Origin of the sequence: Thalassomonas actiniarum, from assembly GCF_000948975.2 — a bacterium.
Classification (GTDB): Bacteria; Pseudomonadota; Gammaproteobacteria; order Enterobacterales; family Alteromonadaceae; genus Thalassomonas; species Thalassomonas actiniarum.
In genome coordinates this window covers 3,570,475-3,589,603 of sequence record NZ_CP059735.1, presented here as the reverse complement: position 1 = coordinate 3,589,603, position 19,129 = coordinate 3,570,475, and the positions used below count along the sequence as shown (strand labels likewise).

16 protein-coding genes and 1 riboswitch are annotated in these 19,129 nt (G+C 47.2%); of the genes, 9 read left to right on the top strand and 7 right to left on the bottom strand.

Features of this window, described 5'->3' with window-relative positions:
- Position 1: 1 nt before the first annotated feature.
- Positions 2-298, top strand: a complete 297-nt coding sequence (locus tag SG35_RS15625; protein ID WP_044834852.1) for an integration host factor subunit alpha — start codon at positions 2-4, stop codon at positions 296-298.
- A 231-nt stretch (positions 299-529) separates the two neighbouring features.
- Complete coding sequence (locus SG35_RS15620) at positions 530-1,465, top strand: ABC transporter substrate-binding protein (protein WP_044834853.1); 936 nt, start codon at positions 530-532, stop codon at positions 1,463-1,465.
- A gap of 71 nt (positions 1,466-1,536) precedes the next feature.
- Here the strand turns inward: SG35_RS15620 and SG35_RS15615 are convergent, their stop codons facing one another.
- Positions 1,537-2,079 carry a DUF2937 family protein gene (locus SG35_RS15615; RefSeq protein ID WP_044834854.1) on the bottom strand — a complete coding sequence of 181 codons (543 nt, stop codon included), beginning with the start codon at positions 2,077-2,079 and terminating at the stop codon, positions 1,537-1,539.
- 294 nt (positions 2,080-2,373) lie between these two features.
- Here SG35_RS15615 and SG35_RS15610 point away from each other — a divergent pair, with 294 nt between their 5' ends.
- The 3 genes from SG35_RS15610 to SG35_RS15600 all read left to right on the top strand — a co-directional run bounded on the left by SG35_RS15610 (position 2,374) and on the right by SG35_RS15600 (position 6,344).
- Complete coding sequence (locus tag SG35_RS15610) at positions 2,374-2,973, top strand: FMN-dependent NADH-azoreductase (RefSeq protein WP_044834855.1); 600 nt, start codon at positions 2,374-2,376, stop codon at positions 2,971-2,973.
- A gap of 317 nt (positions 2,974-3,290) precedes the next feature.
- Positions 3,291-5,072 carry an ABCB family ABC transporter ATP-binding protein/permease gene (locus SG35_RS15605; protein ID WP_044834856.1) on the top strand — a complete coding sequence of 594 codons (1,782 nt, stop codon included), beginning with the start codon at positions 3,291-3,293 and terminating at the stop codon, positions 5,070-5,072.
- 51 nt (positions 5,073-5,123) lie between these two features.
- Positions 5,124-6,344, top strand: coding sequence for a pyroglutamyl-peptidase I (locus SG35_RS15600; RefSeq protein WP_236702663.1), 1,221 nt, complete (start codon positions 5,124-5,126; stop codon positions 6,342-6,344).
- 479 nt (positions 6,345-6,823) lie between these two features.
- Here SG35_RS15600 and SG35_RS15595 read toward each other — a convergent pair whose 3' ends face one another.
- On the bottom strand, positions 6,824-8,470 hold the full coding sequence (locus SG35_RS15595; protein ID WP_044834857.1) for a lytic transglycosylase: 1,647 nt from the start codon (positions 8,468-8,470) through the stop codon (positions 6,824-6,826).
- A gap of 217 nt (positions 8,471-8,687) precedes the next feature.
- On the opposite strand from SG35_RS15595, the gene SG35_RS15590 reads away from it, so the two are divergent.
- Entirely contained in the window at positions 8,688-9,365 is a 678-nt protein-coding gene (locus tag SG35_RS15590; RefSeq protein WP_044834858.1) for a hypothetical protein, read from the top strand.
- Between the two features lie 108 nt (positions 9,366-9,473).
- Here SG35_RS15590 and gloB read toward each other — a convergent pair whose 3' ends face one another.
- Positions 9,474-10,343 carry a hydroxyacylglutathione hydrolase gene (gloB, locus tag SG35_RS15585; protein WP_084692908.1) on the bottom strand — a complete coding sequence of 290 codons (870 nt, stop codon included), beginning with the start codon at positions 10,341-10,343 and terminating at the stop codon, positions 9,474-9,476.
- Positions 10,344-10,404: 61 nt separating this feature from the next.
- Between gloB and SG35_RS15580 the strand changes: the two genes are divergently transcribed.
- Positions 10,405-11,211, top strand: a complete 807-nt coding sequence (locus SG35_RS15580) for a class I SAM-dependent methyltransferase (protein ID WP_044834859.1) — start codon at positions 10,405-10,407, stop codon at positions 11,209-11,211.
- A gap of 100 nt (positions 11,212-11,311) precedes the next feature.
- Here SG35_RS15580 and SG35_RS15575 read toward each other — a convergent pair whose 3' ends face one another.
- Entirely contained in the window at positions 11,312-13,984 is a 2,673-nt protein-coding gene (locus SG35_RS15575; protein ID WP_044834860.1) for a TonB-dependent receptor plug domain-containing protein, read from the bottom strand.
- 475 nt (positions 13,985-14,459) lie between these two features.
- On the opposite strand from SG35_RS15575, the gene SG35_RS15570 reads away from it, so the two are divergent.
- Positions 14,460-15,218, top strand: coding sequence for a Nif3-like dinuclear metal center hexameric protein (locus SG35_RS15570; protein WP_044834861.1), 759 nt, complete (start codon positions 14,460-14,462; stop codon positions 15,216-15,218).
- Between the two features lie 22 nt (positions 15,219-15,240).
- Here the strand turns inward: SG35_RS15570 and SG35_RS15565 are convergent, their stop codons facing one another.
- The gene (locus SG35_RS15565) at positions 15,241-16,002 is read right to left on the bottom strand and encodes an ElyC/SanA/YdcF family protein (RefSeq protein WP_044834862.1); all 762 of its coding nucleotides are present in this window, start codon (positions 16,000-16,002) and stop codon (positions 15,241-15,243) included.
- A gap of 187 nt (positions 16,003-16,189) precedes the next feature.
- A riboswitch (Lysine riboswitch) is annotated at positions 16,190-16,404 on the top strand.
- A gap of 191 nt (positions 16,405-16,595) precedes the next feature.
- On the opposite strand from SG35_RS15565, the gene lysC reads away from it, so the two are divergent.
- Complete coding sequence (gene lysC / locus SG35_RS15560) at positions 16,596-17,975, top strand: lysine-sensitive aspartokinase 3 (RefSeq protein WP_044834863.1); 1,380 nt, start codon at positions 16,596-16,598, stop codon at positions 17,973-17,975.
- 71 nt (positions 17,976-18,046) lie between these two features.
- Here lysC and SG35_RS15555 read toward each other — a convergent pair whose 3' ends face one another.
- Positions 18,047-18,481: a MarR family winged helix-turn-helix transcriptional regulator gene (locus SG35_RS15555; protein ID WP_044834864.1), complete on the bottom strand. Its 435-nt coding sequence runs from the start codon at positions 18,479-18,481 to the stop codon at positions 18,047-18,049.
- Positions 18,478-18,960 (bottom strand): glutathione peroxidase, encoded by a 483-nt coding sequence (locus SG35_RS15550; protein WP_044834865.1) that lies wholly within the window; start codon positions 18,958-18,960, stop codon positions 18,478-18,480. The genes SG35_RS15555 and SG35_RS15550 overlap by 4 nt, the downstream gene beginning before the upstream one ends.
- Between the last annotated feature and the right edge of the window lie 169 nt (positions 18,961-19,129).

The window sequence follows — 19,129 nt, the reverse complement described above, 5'->3', positions numbered from 1 at the left end:
AATGGCGCTGACCAAAGCAGAAGTAGCAGAACATTTATTTGAAAAAGTCGGGTTAAGCAAGCGCGACGCCAAAGAAATGGTTGAAGTATTCTTTGAAGAAATACGTGGAACCTTAGAAAGCGGCGAGCAGGTTAAACTTTCCGGATTTGGTAACTTTGATCTTCGTGAGAAAAGTGAACGTCCCGGGCGTAACCCAAAAACCGGTGAAGATATTCCTATCTCAGCCCGTAAGGTAGTTACTTTCAGACCAGGACAAAAATTAAAAAGTCGCGTAGAAGCGGGAAATCAGGACAGCTAGCTGATTTTCACGTGATAATGTTTACACCTTATCACGCAGACTTTTGATATGGATATCCCAATAAAGGCCGCATTGCGGCCTTTATTGCGTTATACGGGATGTTATATTGACTTTTCCCTGCCTGACACCTAGATGTGAAAATTTTGCGCCAGGATCCTTGGTCAGCTCCAGCTCTATTGTCTAACCTTTCCTATACTTTCAAGGCTTGAATGCTTAATAGTGAGAGAGGTTATGAAAAAATTATTAATGCTCCTGGTTTTTTCGCTAATAACAACTGCGACCAGCTATGCAAAAAAACCTGTGATTTGCGGCTCCAACTGGCCGGTTTGGGAAGTGGTACATGCCATGGCTGAGCTCAATCAAATTGATGAGTTTGAGTATCGCTATGAAAAATATGAAACCTGTGTAGCTGCCTTTCAGTCGGGGGTCAGGGACATGACCTTTGTTACCCTGTATGACTTTATCTCGATGCAGCGCGTTAAAAACAACGGTGTGATCCTTGCTGCTACCGATTACAGCTCGGGTGGCGATGGCGTAGTGCTTCATGGCAACAGCGGCTCGCTAAACGGGAAAAAACTCGGACTGCAGTCGAATTCTATTTCTCTGTATTTCACCCATCTTTTCCTGAAAAAACAGGGCTTATCGTTAAATGATATCCAAATCATCAATGTCAGCAGCGATAAAGTCAGCGAGGCATTTCTTAAAAACAAACAATTAGCCGGAGTGGTCGGCTGGAATCCTAATCTGGATGAGGCCATCAAGGGGGGAGGGAAGTTAACGGCCACCAGCGCTGATTTTCCGGAAAATATTTTTGACCTGGTAGTGGTAAACCGGGATGCATATAAGCAAAACCCCGAGCTTTATCTCAACTTTGTTAAGAAGTATTTTAACGCCGTTAACGACAAAGCAATATTGGCTAAAATGGCCGCCCTGTCGCAAGTGCCGGTGAAGGAGTTTGAACTTTGGCTCAGCGATGCTCACATCTATCAAGATGCGGCCAGCTCATTGGCTGCTTTTCCCCGAATGAAGACTGTAGCCGACGAAGTGCAGGCGTTTTTTAAAACACCGCCAAAATCTCTTAAAGGGCGGATACGCAAATCTTTCGGTGATGTGTCGCTCAATACCGAGCAACTCTTTGACGACTCGGTCTTAAAAAAGCTGAAATAGGTCTAAGTAATAAGCTTTGCCTGCGGGGTAAATTTGTTTATGAGTTTATCAAGGTTACGGGCTTGGCAAAGCTAAGTCAGCGGACCCCGGGTAATGATTTGATTGTTTGCCGAGAATCTGCGGATCAAGCGTTTAACCACAATAGAAAGTAAACTGCCCAGTAACAGCAAGACAATGGCAAACGTTGCGCCTGTGGCTAAGGCATGTATATCCAGCGGCACTGCCAGCTGATATTGCCTGAGTGTGGCAGCTGCCAGCTCGGGATCGACCTGAGTGACAAAATAATATAAGCGGTTCAGGTAGTCCCCTTGCTGCAGGTTCGTCAGGCTTTGGTTAAATCCCTCAATACGCAGCATCAGGTTTTCTATCATTTCTCCGGTTTGTTGGAAAACATCATCGCTATTGCTTTGATAACGTTCGATCAGGGCCAGTAAATTTCCCTGAAACTGGTTATCGGCGATGGCCTGGAATTGATCCAGCTGGTAATGGGCTTCGTGCAAATGGCCGGATAACCTTTGCATATATTGCTGCATAAATTCGGGTAACTGTAACCCCAGGATAAAAAAGGTCGTAAATAAACAACGATCAATTAAGGTGGCTAGCATTTTAGGCATAAGCAGTATCTTTTGGCATAGTATCGTGCTTTAAACAAGGGCTGCTCCTGTCAAAGCCCCTGAACCACTATTATTATACGCGATTAATCTCAATATACGAGAAATCCACTCATAAAGTTATTTGCATATATATCAATGGCTAATATTGAGTTTTAATGGCACGGTACATTAGCAGGCCGGATACTGACAACGGCTTAATTCATTCGAATAAATAGGACGGTATCTTAGTTTTTTTGTGTTTTTAATCTTAATAATCGATAGATAAAATAAGCTCACAAATTTGAGGAGTAGCACATGTCTAAGATTCTAGTATTAAATACCGGCCTGAACGGCGAGCAAAGTAATTCCACTAAATTCACCCAAATGTACCTGGATGTCAGAAAATCATCGGGGTTGGTCGATGAGGTGTCTGTACGGGATCTCAATAATGAGCAACTGCCCCATTTAAGCGCACAGGAAATGCAGGCCTGGATGACCCCGCCGGAGCAGCAAACGGTGCAGCAACAGCAATTGGCTAAGTTATCGGATGAATTGATTGATGAGCTGATGGCCCATGATATTGTCGTGATTGGTATGCCTATGTATAACCTCGGCGTGCCGTCTACTTTTAAAGCCTATATCGACCGGATTGCCCGCGCCGGTAAAACCTTCAGCTATACCGAAAATGGTCCGCAAGGTTTAGTCAAAAATACCAAGGTCGTGGTGCTGGCTGCCCGCGGCGGCATGTATCAGGGAACCCCTATGGATACCCAAACCGGTTTTATCAAAGGTATTTATGGCTTAATGGGCATCAGTGAGGTGGACTTTATTTATGCCGAGGGTTTAAACATGGGAGAGGAAGTTGCCGAAAAGGCCTGGTTAGCTGCCAACGAGCAACTTGAGCAAACGGTTTAAGCGGTAATATTTGCTAACAATCAGCCTTCGGGCTGATTTTTTTTGGCAAATTGCTGAGAGCCCGTTGTTGGTGCTGTGTTGACCTTAATAATAAGGTGATTGTAGGCTAACTAAGTATCTGATAAATACAGATAAAGCTAGACTTCCTTTTATCTGGCTTTTATGATTTCACGGCCAGTACTGGTCTTTTAAAAATTATCGCTGGCGTGCATGCTGGGCCGAAAAGAACCGGTTCAGGTATTTTAGCATTGTGTAAGCCGGTTTCCCGATAAACATACCGCGGCAATTTTCCATTAAACTAAAGAGTCATTTCACCTATGCGCACTAGCCAGTATCCGGAGCGTGATGCCACGAAAATCAACTGGGGCGTAGCTAAAATGCTCTGGCCTTACTTGCTTGAATTTAAAACAAGAATCAGTTTGGCCATTGCCTGCTTGATTTTAACCAAAGTTGCCAGTGTTTATTTACCCTTTGTGCTTAAGGACATTGTCGATACCCTGGATAACAATCAAGATAACCGGGTCTATCTGGTGCCTTTTGCCCTGGTGGCGGCTTATGGCCTGGTACGTTTTTCTGTTATGTTATTTGCTGAAATCCGCGATACCCTGTTTGGCAGGGTGACCGAGCGGGCGATGCGCCGTATCGGTTTGCAGGTTTTTCGCCATTTGCACAGCCTGGATCTTGATTTTCACCTGAACCGGCAAACCGGTGGTCTATCCCGGGATATAGATCGCGGCACTTCGGGGATCAGTTTTTTGCTCAGGTTTATGGTGTTTAATATCGTGCCGACCTTGATAGAGATCATCATGGTGGTGTCTATTTTACTGGTCAATTACGGCATTTGGTTTGCGCTGATCACCCTGGCATCAATTTTTTGTTATATCGCCTTCTCGGTCGTGGCCACCGAGCGACGCACCCGTTACATCCGCGCCGCCAATAAGGCGGACTCCTCCAGTAATACCCGGGCCATCGACAGCCTGATTAATTTTGAGACCGTGAAGTATTTCACCAATGAAGATTACGAGGCCAGGGCTTATGATAAGCAACTGGCGGTATGGGAGCAGGCCAGGGCGCAGAACCGTTTATCTTTGTTTGCCTTAAACGGTGGCCAGGGGCTGATTATTTCCTTGTCGATGACGGCCATGCTGGCATTGTCGGCCTACCAGGTGACCTATGGGGAAATGACCCTGGGGGATTTTGTGCTGATCACCGCTTTTATGATGCAACTTTTTATCCCGCTTAATTTTCTCGGCTTTGTTTACCGGGAAATTAAAGGCTCGTTAGCTAATATTGAGCATATGTTTGATTTATTAAAGAAAGATCCTAAAGTGCAGGATAAAGCCGATGCCGGTCAGTTGCAGCTCAATGGCGGTAACATTGAGATCAAGGATATCTGTTTTTCTTATGATGACAAACGGAAGATATTACAGAAGGTCTCCTTTTCGGTTGGCGCCGGTCAGAAGGTGGCGATTGTTGGCGAAAGCGGTTCGGGCAAGTCTACCCTGGTGAAGGTGCTGTTTCGTTTTTATGATGTCTCCAGCGGCAGCATTGCCATAGACGGGCAGGACATTACCGAGGTTACTCAGCATTCCCTGCGCCATAATATCGGCATAGTGCCGCAAGACACGGTATTATTTAACGAATCATTATTTGAAAATGTCCGTTACGGCAATCCCGAGGCAAGTGACAAGGATGTTTATAAGGCAATAGAGCTGGCACACCTTAACGCTTTTGTTGCTTCTTTGCCAGAAGGGGTTGATACTCTGGTGGGGGAACGGGGATTAAAACTGTCCGGCGGTGAAAAGCAAAGGGTGGCCATTGCCCGTACCATTTTAAAAGACCCGGCAATTTTAGTGTTTGATGAGGCGACGTCGTCGCTGGACAGCCACTCGGAGCAGGCAATTCTATCCGCGATCAAAGAAGTGGCGCGCGAGCGTACCAGTGTCGTGATCGCCCACAGGTTATCGACCATAGTGGATGCCGATCATATTATTGTTATGAATCAAGGCAAAGTGGTAGAGCAGGGACAGCATAACCAGTTGCTGGCACAAGCCGGTCAATACCAAAAAATGTGGCAAATACAGCAATCGCGGCCATAATTGTTAGCGAAAAGCACAGGCGTTAAATAATACTATGCGGGATATTTTGTTATGGACAATAAAAGATATTGGCTAACAGCCGTGTTGCTGCTTTGTCCTTTACTGCTCTGTTTTATACTGCCAGGGAGCAATGCCGCGGCTTTTGCCCGGGAAAATACCATGGTGTCGCCCAAAACCGTTAACCAGCTCAGTATTGAAGAATTACGCCTGCCCAAGGCCATGGCGGCCATGCCGGAATTAACCCGGATATTAGCACCCAGGATTGCACTTTTTACCGACCAATTATCCCGGGTACGCAACCTGACCGCATTGACCCAGCTGGTGCTGCGTCATGGCAGCGGACTTTGGCGGGATGCGGTTGCCGGTTTCGATCAGCAGCAGGATAATGATGACCGGGCACTTTATTGGGCCAGGTTAAAAATGACCCGGGCCATTAGGCAGACGCCCGTCTTTGCTTCCTTGTTACCGGCGCAGCAGCAAAAACTACTCTGGCAATTTGAACTGTTATCCCGCGGCCAGCAGGATATTAAGTTCAACCGCAAGGCAAAGAAGAGGGTGCTGATCACAGGTTTTGATCCTTTTTTTCTTGACCGAAAAATAACACAATCGAACCCTTCCGGAGCCATCGCCCTGGCTCTGGACGGTTTATCCCTGTCCTTTGACGGCAGCAGCGCTGAAATTGAAAGTTTGATCTTGCCGGTGCGTTTTCATGACTTTGATCAGGGAATGGTAGAAACCCTGTTAACCCCTTATTTTAAAAATAATAAAATTGATATGCTGGTCACTATTTCCATGGGCAGGGAGCATTTCGATCTGGAACGTTTCCCGGGTCTGCGGCGCAGTGCCTCAGCTCCGGATAACCTGAACGTTTACACCGGGGCGAGTGAGCAGGCACCGCTGTTGCCTAAACTTGGCGAAAAGCAGCTGACAGGACCCGAGTTTTTGGAATTCAGCTTACCTGTCGCGGCGATGCAAGCGGTTTCCGGCAGCTATCCCGTGAATGATAACCGTAAGGTACAAACACTGGACGGAAAGATTACCGCTGCGTCATTGACGGCATTGCAGGGACAAGTCTCGGTGGAGGGCTCCGGCGGCGGGTATTTATCCAATGAGGTTTCCTATCGCAGTTTATTACTGCGCGAGCAATATGCGCCGCTGATCCCGGTAGGTCATATCCACACGCCAAAAATATCCGGTTATCAGGCGGCTGAAAGTAAAAAAATTACCATTCAAGTCAAGGCGATGATCAGCGCCGCGCTGGCAGGTATTTAAGCGGCCCTCTTATATAACCCTTGCGCTGCCTGCCAGAAAGTGAGCACAGCCCTTTGAGCGCGACTTTGTCTTTATGCCGGAGTTATATTGTTTATCTAAGATATAATTGCTCTTGATACCTCTTGGCTTTCAACGCCTGAGCAAAATATCGTCCATCCTGGACATTATTGCTCTTTGATCTCCTATCACCGCACTGTACCGTCCATCCTGGATATTATTGCTCTTTGATATCCTATTACCGCACTATACCGTCCATCCTGGACATTATTGCTCTTTGATATCCTATCACCGCACTGTACCGTCCATCCTGGACATTATTGCTCTTTGATATCCTATCACCGCACTATACCGTCCATCCTGGACATTATTGCTCTTTGATATCCTATCACCGCACTATACCGTCCATCATGGACATAAAAAAACGGATAGGGCGTTAATGCCGTATCCGCTTATAGACTTAAGTCTAGATTGAGCGCAACCTAGATATTGTTGGTAACATCCACCGAGAGTTTTAATATTTGTCCCGGCTGCAGGTATTTCTTGCGGCTGAGGCTGTTCCAGCGCTCAATGTCCCGAATGGTGACATTAAACTTATCGGCAATGCGGGCAAAAGAGTCGCCACGACGCACCCTGTAGGTGATATTACGCATTACTGCCTGCTCGGCCGGGCTTGAGGCATTGGCGAGTTTCGCCTTGGTGAGTTTGGCATTTTGCCAGATCACCAGCTGCTGGCCGGGTTTGATGGTATCGCGCGGCGCTATGCCGTTCCATTTGGCGATATTGCGGCTACTTACTTTATAACTTTGGCTGATATCCCACAGGGTATCGCCGGATCTGACGGTATGTATGGTTTTTACGCCTGCCTGTTTTCTGCTTTGGGTGCTGGCCAGGCGCTGATCCTGGGACAAGATATAGTGATCCAGTGAGGTGGCGGCGACCGGGATCAGCAGATGTTTGCCGGCGCGGATACGGGTGCCTTTGACATTGTTTACCTGTTTGATCAGCTCAGGTGTGGTATGAAACTTATTGGCGATTTTGATCAAACTGTCGCCGGATTTTATTTTATAGCGTTGCCAGGCCAGTCTGTCCTGCTCGCTGAGTTTACTTAAGCCGGCAATAAAATCGGCCTCTTTATGGCTGGGCAATAACAGGTAGTGGGGGCCGTCTGGATCTGTGGCCCAGCGGTTAAAGCCGGGGTTTAACCTTTGCAGCTCTGCCAGCGATAAACCGGATAAACTGGCGGCCTTGGCTAAATCAAGCTGAGATCCTATATCCACCTGGGTGATCACGGCCTTGTTTTCAATTTCATAAAGTTTAAGATCAAAATCTTCCGGGCGTTTGACCAAATCTGCCAGTGCCAGTAATTTAGGCACATATGCGCGGGTTTCCTTAGGCAGATCCAGTGACCAGAAATCGGTTTTCTTATTTTTACGGGCGTTGTTTTTCACCGCACGTTTCACCCGGCCTTCGCCGGAATTATAGGCGGCCAGGGCCAATAGCCAGTCGCCGTCGAAATACTTATGCAGATATTTCAGGTAGCTGATGGCGCCTTTGGTGGAAGCGACCACGTCCCGGCGTCCGTCATACCACCAGTTTTGCTTCATGCCAAAGCGGGTGCCGGTACCGGGAACAAACTGCCACATGCCCGAGGCCCGGCCATGGGAATAGGCGAAGGGATCAAAAGCGCTTTCGACGATCGGCAGCAGTGCCATTTCGATCGGCATATCATTGGCTTCTAATTCCTGGACGATATAGTAAATGAAAGGCTCGGCACGTTTGGCAACCCGATCTAGGTACTTGGGATGTTTGGCATACCAGTTGCGCTGTGCCAGCACTCGTTTATTCTCAGGCACATCGAAGGTAAGTCCGTCGCGGATACGCTGCCAGATATCATCAGAGACATGGGTATCGTTTTCAGACAGGGTAATGTCGACATCTGCTACCGGGTGGATCACATCAACGGCTTCATCCGCCAGCAATGCCTGGCTGATTTCTACCGGGCTGGCGACATTAGCGGCTAACTCGGTATTGGCGGCTTCAGGGAGTTCCTGCTCCTGGGAAAATGGCGTATTTTGACAGCCAAGCAGTAATAAAGAAGCGGGGAGTGAGAGTAATAAATGTTTCATGAAAATTCTATTTTTTTATTCGTAGCGCAAGTTTTACTTATTTAACCGCTTTATTCAAGTCAAAGTCATCAAAACGGCGAGCTCAGGCGGCTGTGTACTGGTAGGTTTGTTAATGATAAGTAAATAGCTTGCAGATTCCTTTGTTTTTAATTAACATTGTATTAACTCGCAAACGGATGCGGGTTTTAAATAAAAATAAAATGTAAAAGGAATAAAAATGAATTTAGTTAAGAGGTTATCTTCGGCCGCGTTAATGTTATTGCTACCAGCTGCTGGCGCTTATGCCGATGAAGTTTGTACCACTAAGCAAGTTTCAGTGCCGGTATACTCAGGTTGGTCAAGTTGTACTACCTATTCAAACGGTCAATGGGTTGAACTTGAGGAATACGTGGGACTGAGCTACTCCAGCACCACAAGAATTTACTCGGGCGCCCTGAGCTGTAATGCACAAGTTCCTTATGCCGGTACCCAGCTGGTTAATGTTGAAGAGTGTACCACAGTGATCAGTGCTGATATTTCTGTTAGCCAAAACTATAAAAACAACATAGGGCATAACATTGTCACGGTATCGAGTAATTCTGATGCGAATGAAGGGGAAACCCTGACCGGTTATAAATGGTGGGTTAACGGCGCTTATAAAGGTTCATCTTCAAGCTTCTCTATGGATAACTTTGACGGCGGCTATTATGCCAATATTGAATTGCAGGTAACCGACAGCTCTGGCGCCACGGCATCAACAACCAGTCGTGTCTACATCTATCCTTATACTAGCTCCGGCTCAGGTAACTGCGGCGGAAAAGGCACCGGCAACTACGCCATTAAAAAAGTTGGTGAAGAAGATAAAGAGGCCGTCATAGTACCGGCGAAAGACGTGGTAATGCCTGCGTGTTACTAGACTGACGGTAAAATAGCGCTAGAAAATACCGCTATTTGCCTAAAGAGGTGCCTATGTGCACCTCTTTTTTTGGTTTGTTGTCTTACTTTACCCGCTAAAAAAGAGCGATTAAAAGTTATCTTTTCTGTGTCGTACTTCGGTAAAGGTTGCCAGGGTTAATGCTTGATTATCGCCGGTGTTCGATGAGAGACTTCCCAAGATATTCTTTTGTACGCCCGTCTGATGGCAGCGCAGGAAAGGATTAATTTCCTTCTCCCGGGCTATGGTACTGGGCAGGCTGGATTCATCCTGTGCCCTTAATGCCTGTACCTGCTCGCGATAGGCTACTAATGCCTGGTTGTCCGGTTCTATGGTCAGGGCAAAATCAAGGTTTGCACTGGTATATTCATGGGTACAATACACTAAGGTGTGCCCGGGCAAGGCGGCGAGTTTTTGCAGCGAATTGAGCATTTGGGCCGGACTGCCTTCAAATAAGCGGCCGCAGCCGCCGGAGAACAGGGTATCACCGCAAAATAAAGTGTGCTCGCCGACATAGGCAATATGGCCTGAGGTATGGCCGGGAACATCGATGATCTTTAAAGTTAAACCCAGGGATTCGAGACTGATTTGGTCATCTTGAGCGAGTTTAACATTGCAGTGGGGGATATTTTCTTTTACCGGACCGTAAACAGTCAATTCCCAGTCTTTTTGGCGGCAATAGTCAACCAGGGCCTTGATACCGCCGACATGGTCGTGATGATGGTGGGTGATCAAAATACTGGCCAGTTGTAATTGATTTTTTTCTATAAATTCAATGCATACCTTGGCATCGCCGGGATCGACCAAAGCAATTTCATTACTTGCCTTTGAGCCGATAGACCAGATATAGTTATCCGTAAAGGCTTTTATTCCTGTGATCGTTACGGGAATAGTGGTGGTGACACTTGGATTAGCAGTTGCTGTGCTTCCTGCATTGATTTGGGTGTTATTTTCAGTCATAACCGATCCTTAAAGGTAGTGTGACGCAAATTATACCGAAATTGGTTTATATTAAAACGTAATGAAACCGGCTTTAGCATTTAGACAACCCCATTATCCCAAATCCTGGCAGTCTTTGCCAAATGGAGAGTTGATCCTGGCGGCAATTAATAAACAGCTTGAACCCTGGTGGCCTAAGTTTTTTGGTTATTATTTGTTGAAGATAGGCGCTTTAAGCGGTGCCATCGGCTGTGATGATTCACCTATCCCGAAACAGGTGACCATTACTCAGCAAACAAGTCAGCAGACAAACCAGCAAGTAAGCAGAGAAAGCGATCTGGTAGCGGGTGATCTTGACGGGCAGGGAGATATTGTTGCCGATATCGATGATTTGCCGCTGTTAAAACAAAGCGTTGATGTTTGTGTGCTGAGCCATGCGCTGGAGTTTTCTCTCGACCCCCATCATGTGGTCAGGGAAGCCAACCGGGTGTTGATGCCAAACGGTTACCTGGTGATCACTGGTTTTAATCCCTTTAGCCTGGCAGGGGTTAATAAACTTATCCCTTACCGCAAAAATAAAACGCCGTGGAATGAGCGGTTTTTCTCGCCGATGCGGGTAAAGGACTGGCTGCATTTAATGGGTTATGAAATTATTGCCGATCACAGGTGTTTGCATCATTCACTGGCAACGAGTGTCGGCCAGGGCAAGCTCAGTGGCTATTGGCAAAGCTTTGCCAATAATTATCTCACCAGTTTGGGCTCAGTGTATGTGATTATCGCGAAAAAGCGGGTGTTGCCGTTAACACCGATCAAGCCTAAATGGCAGCTCAGGCCAAGTTTCCAACCGGTGAAAGTCTCCACCATGAATTCTTCGAAAATGAAGCGCTAATCACAGTTTTGACAGGAAAAGCACAACAAAAAGCCCGTTATATAATAACGGGCTTTTTAATGGGTAAAAATCAGTTTGTGATTAACTGAATTTTATTCTCCTAGAACTTATAACTTGCCTGAACATAGGCAAAACGTCCCTGGGCATTATGAATGCTTTGCACATAACCCATATAATCATGGTAGCTAAATGGCGGCTCTTCATCGAACAGGTTGGTTGCACCTAAAGTCAGCGTGGTATTCTCAAATCCGGTATAGTTAATGGCAGTATCTACCGTTACCATGGAATCGATATCGGATAAGGTGACGGTAGCGTCATTTACGCCATCACCGTCGGTATCCACGTCTTGGATACGTACCGAAGGATCCTGCTTGAATTCACCGATGTAGTTTACGGCGACATTGGCATTCCAGTCATCTTTTACCCAGTTGGTAGAAAAGCTCCAGCGGATTTCCGGTTGCTCGAAATCTCCTTCCTGTGTATCCAGGCGACGTGGGCCAGGTGTGCCGTCTTCATTGGCGGTAGGGCGGGTATCTTCGTATTTCAGTACATAGTTCATTGCATAGCTGAATTTGAAATCACCCCAGGCATTGCTGTGGTTATAGCTCAGGTCAAGATCTAAGCCAGTGGTTTCAACATTACCTATGTTTTCAAACTGATCGTGAATTTCAACGATTTCACCCGGATCCCCCGGGATCTCTGATGGTAGACGTATGGTCGCACCCGGCACGGTATCTAACTTATACTGGGTATCTTTGGTGATGATATCTTCGATATCATAACTGTAGTAATCCAGTGAGAAAGACAGATCTTCGGTGATCTGATAAATCATGCCCAGGTTATAACTGGTTGACTCTTCAGGACCTAAATCTTCGTTACCGGATAAGATCGCAGTATATTCTTGCGGCTCACAGGCTTTATTGATATTACCAACAGCATTACAGCGCGGGTTATCTACCAGGTTGGGAGACTCGTCGGTATTACCTAAGCTGATTTGGTGCAGGGACGGTGCACGGAACGCGGTACCATATGAACCCCTGAAAGATAATTCATCGGTCGGGTTCCATAAGAAAGCGACTTTAGGGTCTGTGGTGGTGCCGAAGTCGCTGTAATCTTCATGACGAAGGGCCAGCTGAACTTCCAGCTCATCCAGTACCGGAATGGCCAATTCGGCATAAACGGAGGTATTGTCACGGCTGGCAGCGGCTTGTGTTGCTTCTGTTCCGAAGATTTCCCCGCGGATATATTGATCGTCCGGATTATCGCTGATGCTTTCTTCCCGGTATTCGGCACCGACGGCTAACATCAGTTCACCGGCTTTCATTTCCATGATCGGGCCTGAAACGGTGACATCAATAGATTTATTGGTGGACTTACCATAACGGGTGGTTGTGGTTTCCATATAATCCAGGGTTTCCTGGGAGTTCATTGTCGGTTCAAACGGGTTAAAGCTGCCGTTATCGATAGACTCCTGAACCCGGCGCATATTGGCAAAACCATTAACGCCCTTTTCCAGGGAGTCACTTTTGATATAGCTATAGGCAGCTTCCCAGCTCCAGTCGCCGATTTCCCCTTCAAGCCCCAAGACGGTGCGGTAGTAGTCTGAATCTACGCGTTTCTCGCGGTTACCCAGCTCTACCATGCGGCGGCGCATAGTTAAGTCTTGTTGATAGAATTCATGAGTAGGGTCATCGGCAAACGGATGATTGACGTTATCGCCGTCCATAAAGAATTCATTAAAGCTCGGGCTGGCGGCGCCGCGGATAGTCGTTTTGGAATTTTGGCCGTTAAACTCGGCAAAGGCTCTTAAATCATCGCTGATCTCATGCTTACCGGTGTAAATAATACTAAAACGCTGTGAAGCCGGGGTTGAACTGGACATGGGAGCATAATCGTAGCGGCAAAGATCGCCAACAATGTCTCCGGGAGCACAAACATCATTGCCAAAGGTATCCGGCATACGGTTGGTGCTGTCACTTCTTAAAGCAATGGTACCGGGATAACCGGATGAACTGCGAAAATCTGTGGCATAGGGATCGTTTGGTCTCAGGGCTGTTTGGTTGGCCGTTTTGGAATAATCACGGTCGCCAAAAAGAATCTCTTCACGGTCGAAATAGTCAACGATAAAGGTATGGCTGGTGGTGTCATTATGGCTGCCCCATAACAAGCTGATGCTTTCTTCACGGCCACCGCCGTCTGCAGTATCGCCGGCTTTGGCGGTAACTTCCACCCCTTCGAAATCATCCTTGATGATGATGTTGATAACACCGGCAATCGCATCCGAACCATAGGTGGCGGACGCGCCGTCTTTCAGTACATCAACGCGCTTAATGGCGGAGATCGGGATGTTATTGATATCAACAAATGCCGTGTCTATGGTGTTGGCAAAAGGTGATACCGATACCCGGCGGCCGTTAATCAGGATCAAGGTTGAATCTGCGCCTAAGCCGCGCAGTGACACACTGGAGCCACCATTACTGGTGCCGTCACTGCTGTTACCTTGGGTAGAGAAGGTTCCCTGACCCGCCATAGGCAACTTGGTAAATAAGCCGATTAAGTCGGTCACACCGGTATCGGCAATATCTTTGGCGCTTAATGAGGTGATGGGGGAGGGGCCTTCCATATCTTGACGTTTGATATGTGAGCCGGTGATTTCAATACGCTCAACTTCTTGCTCTTCGGCGAGCGCCTGATAACTTGGCAGGGCCAAGACAGCAGTTGCCACACTTAAGGCGAGAGACGTACGTTTAGTAAATAACTTGGTCTTTTCCATTTCCGTTCCCTTTACTTTGTTATTATTTTACTTTGAAAGTTTCCAATCAAAGTAACACTCTTTTAACATCTTGTTCTAAAAGTCATTTTACCGCCCAAGTTTTAGCGAAAAACACCCCATTTGGCAATGAAAGAATCGGCAATAAATGTGTAGTGCTCGGCATCCAAGGCTTGGCTTTAGTTAAGGGTGATCGTCTATCTAACTGAAAAATAAGAAATAAAGCAAATAGTGAAAAGGCTATAACTTGAAATATTTTGTTATAAAACAAACTGGAACTTTTCTTGGTGGTTATTATCCGGCGATCAAAAAGCCCGCAAGTCTTGCTGTGTTTTTCAACACCCGGTGTCTGGCTTGAGCAGAATACAGGCCCGCTCAGGAGGAATTGTGATGCTGAGCTTGGACTTATATTGCCGAGACTGAGGTAAATGCCTTATTATTCTGGCAATAGATCAGTCACCCTTAAAAGATATTAACTATGCTACGCAATGAACTTGAGCAACAATTAAACCAGCTGTTAAAACCGGAACAAATTAAAGACTTTTGTCCCAACGGTTTACAGATACAGGGAAGCAATGACATTCACAAGGTCATTACCGGGGTTACCGCCAGCAAGGCGCTTATTGACCAGGCCATCGCCCATAACGCCGATGCACTGGTGGTGCACCACGGCTTTTTCTGGAAAAACGAATCTTATGTGATCCGCGGCATGAAACATGATCGCATTAAGGCGCTGTTAGAAAATAATATTAATTTATTTGCCTATCACTTACCGCTCGATATCCATCCTGAGCTGGGCAATAACGCGCAACTGGCCAAGCTATTGGGTATTGAAACCACGGGACCGCTGGAGCTGGGTAATCCGCTGAGCGTCGCTGTGCAGGGACAGTTTGCCGGTGAAGTTAGCGGGGAAGTCTTATCGGCACGTATCAGCGAAACCCTTAACCGCCAGTGCCTGCATATACCGCCGCCGTCGAATAAAACGATACGCACCGTGGCCTGGTGTACCGGCGGCGGCCAGGGTTATATTGAGCTGGCGGCAGAGCAGGGCATAGATGCCTTTATTACCGGCGAAGCCTCGGAGCAAACCACACATGTTGCCCATGAAATGGATATCCATTTCTTTGCCGCCGGCCATCATGCCACCGAGCGTTATGGCGCTAAAGCCCTGGCGGCACATTTAGCGGAGCATACCGACTTATCGGTGGAATTTATCGATATTAATAATCCGGTATAAAAAGCGTTAAAGTAACAGCTCCCTAAAGCAGGGATTTGAACCATAAGGCCAGCTGGCCTAAATACTCATACCAGGCCCGGGTGCTTTGCACCAGGGTTTTGGCATGGGGAAAGTAATAATGCCACTGTTTGTTTTGCCCATCTCCCTTGACCCAAAAAGCCGCCGGCGCCGGTGTCGGGCTTAACCCCTGTGCTTTAAAGTAGGCCATTGCCCGGGGCATATGATCGGCATTGGTAACCAGCACCATGTGTTTGCCCCGTACCCTGGGGGCGACTAGCTCGGCTTCTTCTTCGGTATCGCGGGCATTATTCTCATTGATGATTTTATGCTCGGGTACGCCTAAACTGATGGCGGCCTGCCTGACCTTTTCGGCATTGCTTGTCCCTTGAGTTACGGCGCTGCCGGTGGAGACTAAGGTGGCTTCGGGATGTAACTTAAATATCCTGACTGCTTCAGCCAAACGCTGCAGCGAGCAATATTCCAGCTGGGCGATGGCGGGCAGGGCATCGTCGTTGCTGTGGCTGCACCCTAAAATAACAATATAATCTACCGGTTTGCTTGACTGCCTAAAGGCTTCATATTGTGTCTCTATCGGCGCCATCACCTTATCGGCGACCGGCGGCAGGCTTGACAGTAACAGGGTGAAAAAGCCTAAAACCAGGCACTTGAAACTCAAACCCGGTTTGAGCTTGTAGAAAACCAGGGCAAAGAAGAGAAAGAGTAAAATAAGATTGACCGGCATCAGCAGCAGGCCGAGCACTTTTTTCAGCAGAAATAAATCCATCTTAGGGCTTGAATGTGTTCGGTTAGTTAATTTCGCCCACTATAGCAATTTTCCCCTCGTGAATCATAAGCTTTGTCCTTTTTTGAAATAAAATTACATAGCCGTCTAAAAGGCTATTGCAATTAGTTGAAAAATAGGCTGTAATGGCCCCGTTGTTTGCTTTATTGCCTAAGCGCATGAAAGCAGCAGCACCAGAAGAGGCGCGTTAGCCAGGTAGATAACACGAGGAACCACTTTTCCTGTGACGGTTATTGAGGGGGACTAACGCCGAGAGCGCTATTGCTTGTGGTCAATAGTACTCGGTTGCCAGGGTTGAATCCCTGGGACTGTCACTCGTTTTCGGCAACCTTTTGGGTATTGTTAAATGCCTGGTTTGCTATTCGGTGGAGAGCTTCTGGCTGAAAATGTAAGGTCACAATTCTTCATGAATGCTTATCTGCTCAGTCACGCTCTTCCTTAATGTTTTCAGGTTTATGCCTGTTAGGGAGAAGTTATATGTTTTCTTTTACTAAATCTTTTATTATCAAGCTTTTTGTCGCCTATAGTAGGGCTAGTTGTGTTACTGTTTGCAACCTTGTTTATGCGGGGGTCTCATGTCACTAGGGGTTAATGCTTCAAACCAGGATGCGGTAAATGCTTTGACCGTGGCGAAATTTGGCGGCACCAGTGTCGCCGATTACCAGGCGATGCTGCGCTGCGCCACTATCATTAAAAATGATCTGGCCAACAAAGTGGTGGTGGTCTCTGCCAGTGCCGGGGTAACCAATTACCTGGTACGTTTAAGTCAGGAAGATGTCGGCGAACAAGAGCGTAGTGACATTATCACCGCCATCTCGCAAATTCAGTTTAATATCCGTAAAGAGTTGCCGGAGGAAGCCGGACTGGATCAGCAGTTACAAACGCTGATTGGTGAGCTGGAAAACCATGCAACGCAGCAGGCAAATGAATATAAAGCCCAGACGGCGGATGCCATCTTAGCTTATGGCGAGCAGTTTAGCTCACTGCTTTTTACCCGGGTATTGCAGTCGTTAGATATCGCCGCCAGCTGTTTTGATGTGCGCCGGGTGATGAAAACCAACAGTTTATATGGCAAGGCGGTGGTGGATTTAGCTGAGCTGAAACGCAATTGCCAGGAGTTGCTGGTGCCTGAGCTGGCCAAAAAAGTTATCGTCACCCAGGGCTTTATCGGCAGCGACAGTTTAGGCCATACCACCACGTTAGGGCGGGGCGGCTCGGATTACAGCGCGGCCTTGCTCACCGAAGCCCTTAACGGCGATAACCTGGCTATTTGGACCGATGTTGTTGGTATTTTCACCACAGATCCGCGTATTACCGATCAGGCACGGGCCATTAAAGAGATCAGTTTTGGCGAGGCGGCGGAGATGGCGACCTTTGGTGCTAAAATCTTGCACCCGGCCACCTTGATCCCGGCAATGCGGCAAAATATTCCGGTTTTTGTCGGCTCCAGCAAAGAGCCGGAAAAAGGCGGCACCCTGATTAAGCAGCAGGTGGAATCAAATCCGACCTATCGCTCGATAGCGCTGAGAAAAGAGCAAACCCTGGTGACGGTGAAAAGCCCCGCTATGCTGCATGCCAGTGGTTTTCTGGCCAAGGTCTTTTCCATTTTAGCCAAGCACGAACTCAGTGTTGATTTGATCACTACCAGTGAGATCAGCGTTGCCCTTACCTTTGATAACCCCACAGGCACCACCCAGGCACTGCTCACCAGTACCGTAGTGTCGGAGCTGGAGCAGTTGTGTGAGGTCTCGGTAGAGCACGGTTTGTCCCTGGTGGCGGTGATTGGTAATGGCCTGCATGCTGCGAGAGGGTTAGGCAGTGATATCTTCGATAAGATTAACGATTTTAATATCCGCATGATTTGCCACGGTGCCAGTGACAATAACCTGTGTTTCCTGGTACCCCAAACCGATGCCAATACTGTGGTCGAGCAGCTGCACAATACTCTTTTTTAGCAGCGGTAAGTGAAATATCCCGGTGAGGCCAAACCTTTTCAGGAATAGGGGCAAGCCGGGAACAATTACACTTAGTTGTCGCTAATTTTTGCTAACAGTTGATCCAGTTGGTTATTTAGCGCCAGGAATTCATCCATAGGCAGCCCGGTTTTGGCAAACATCTTTGCGGGGATCAGTTTGGCCTTAGCGCGAATATGTTTGCCGTGGGCACTGAGGCTGACTTGAACGCTGCGCTCGTCTGACTCACTGCGGCTGCGGTGCAGCAGCTCTTGCTTTTCCATGCGTTTTAACAGTGGAGATAGCGTACCCGAGTCCAGATCCAGCAATTTTCCCAACTGTTTTACCGTTACTGCTTCAGGTTTATCCCACAAGGCCAACATCACCAGGTACTGGGGATAGGTTAAGCCCAGTTCTTTGAGTAGCGGGGCATACATACGGTTCATGGCTTTGTTGACACTGTAGAGGCGAAAACAGAGCTGTTTCTCCAGTTGCAAACTGTCATTCATAGCAGTTTTTCAATATCCGCTTCAATCGCTTGTGGTTTAGTGGCAGGCGCGTAACGTTTGATCACTTTGCCTTCTTTATTGACTAAAAACTTAGTGAAGTTCCACTTGATACCTTTACTACCTAATATGCCCGGTGCCTGCTCTTTGAGGAAGTTAAACAGTGGATGGGCATTATCGCCGTTAACTTCAATTTTGCCGAACAAGGGAAACTTGATATTAAACTGCAGATCGCAAAATTGTTTTATCTCGGCGTTATCACCTTTTTCCTGCTCACGGAACTGGTTGCAGGGGAAGGCGAGTACTTCAAATCCCTGCTCTTTGTGCTTGGCATATAACTCCTGCAAGCCTTTATATTGCGGGGTGAAACCACAGGCACTGGCGGTATTGACGATGAGCATCACCTTGCCCTGATAGTCTTTTAATTCCACCGGATCGCCTTTATAGTCTTCGGCGCTAAAATCATAGATATTTTGGCTCATTTTCTTTCCTGAAAGTTTTGAAGGTAAATAATGAGTAATAGTAGTGTCAAATTTAGTTGTGTGCAACTTAATTTGTTTTTGTTGATTTTCACAGGCGGGAACGGGAAAGTCGCTGCTGATGGGTGAGAAAAGATAAGGCCCTTAATTTCAATTAGTTAAGGGCCTTGAA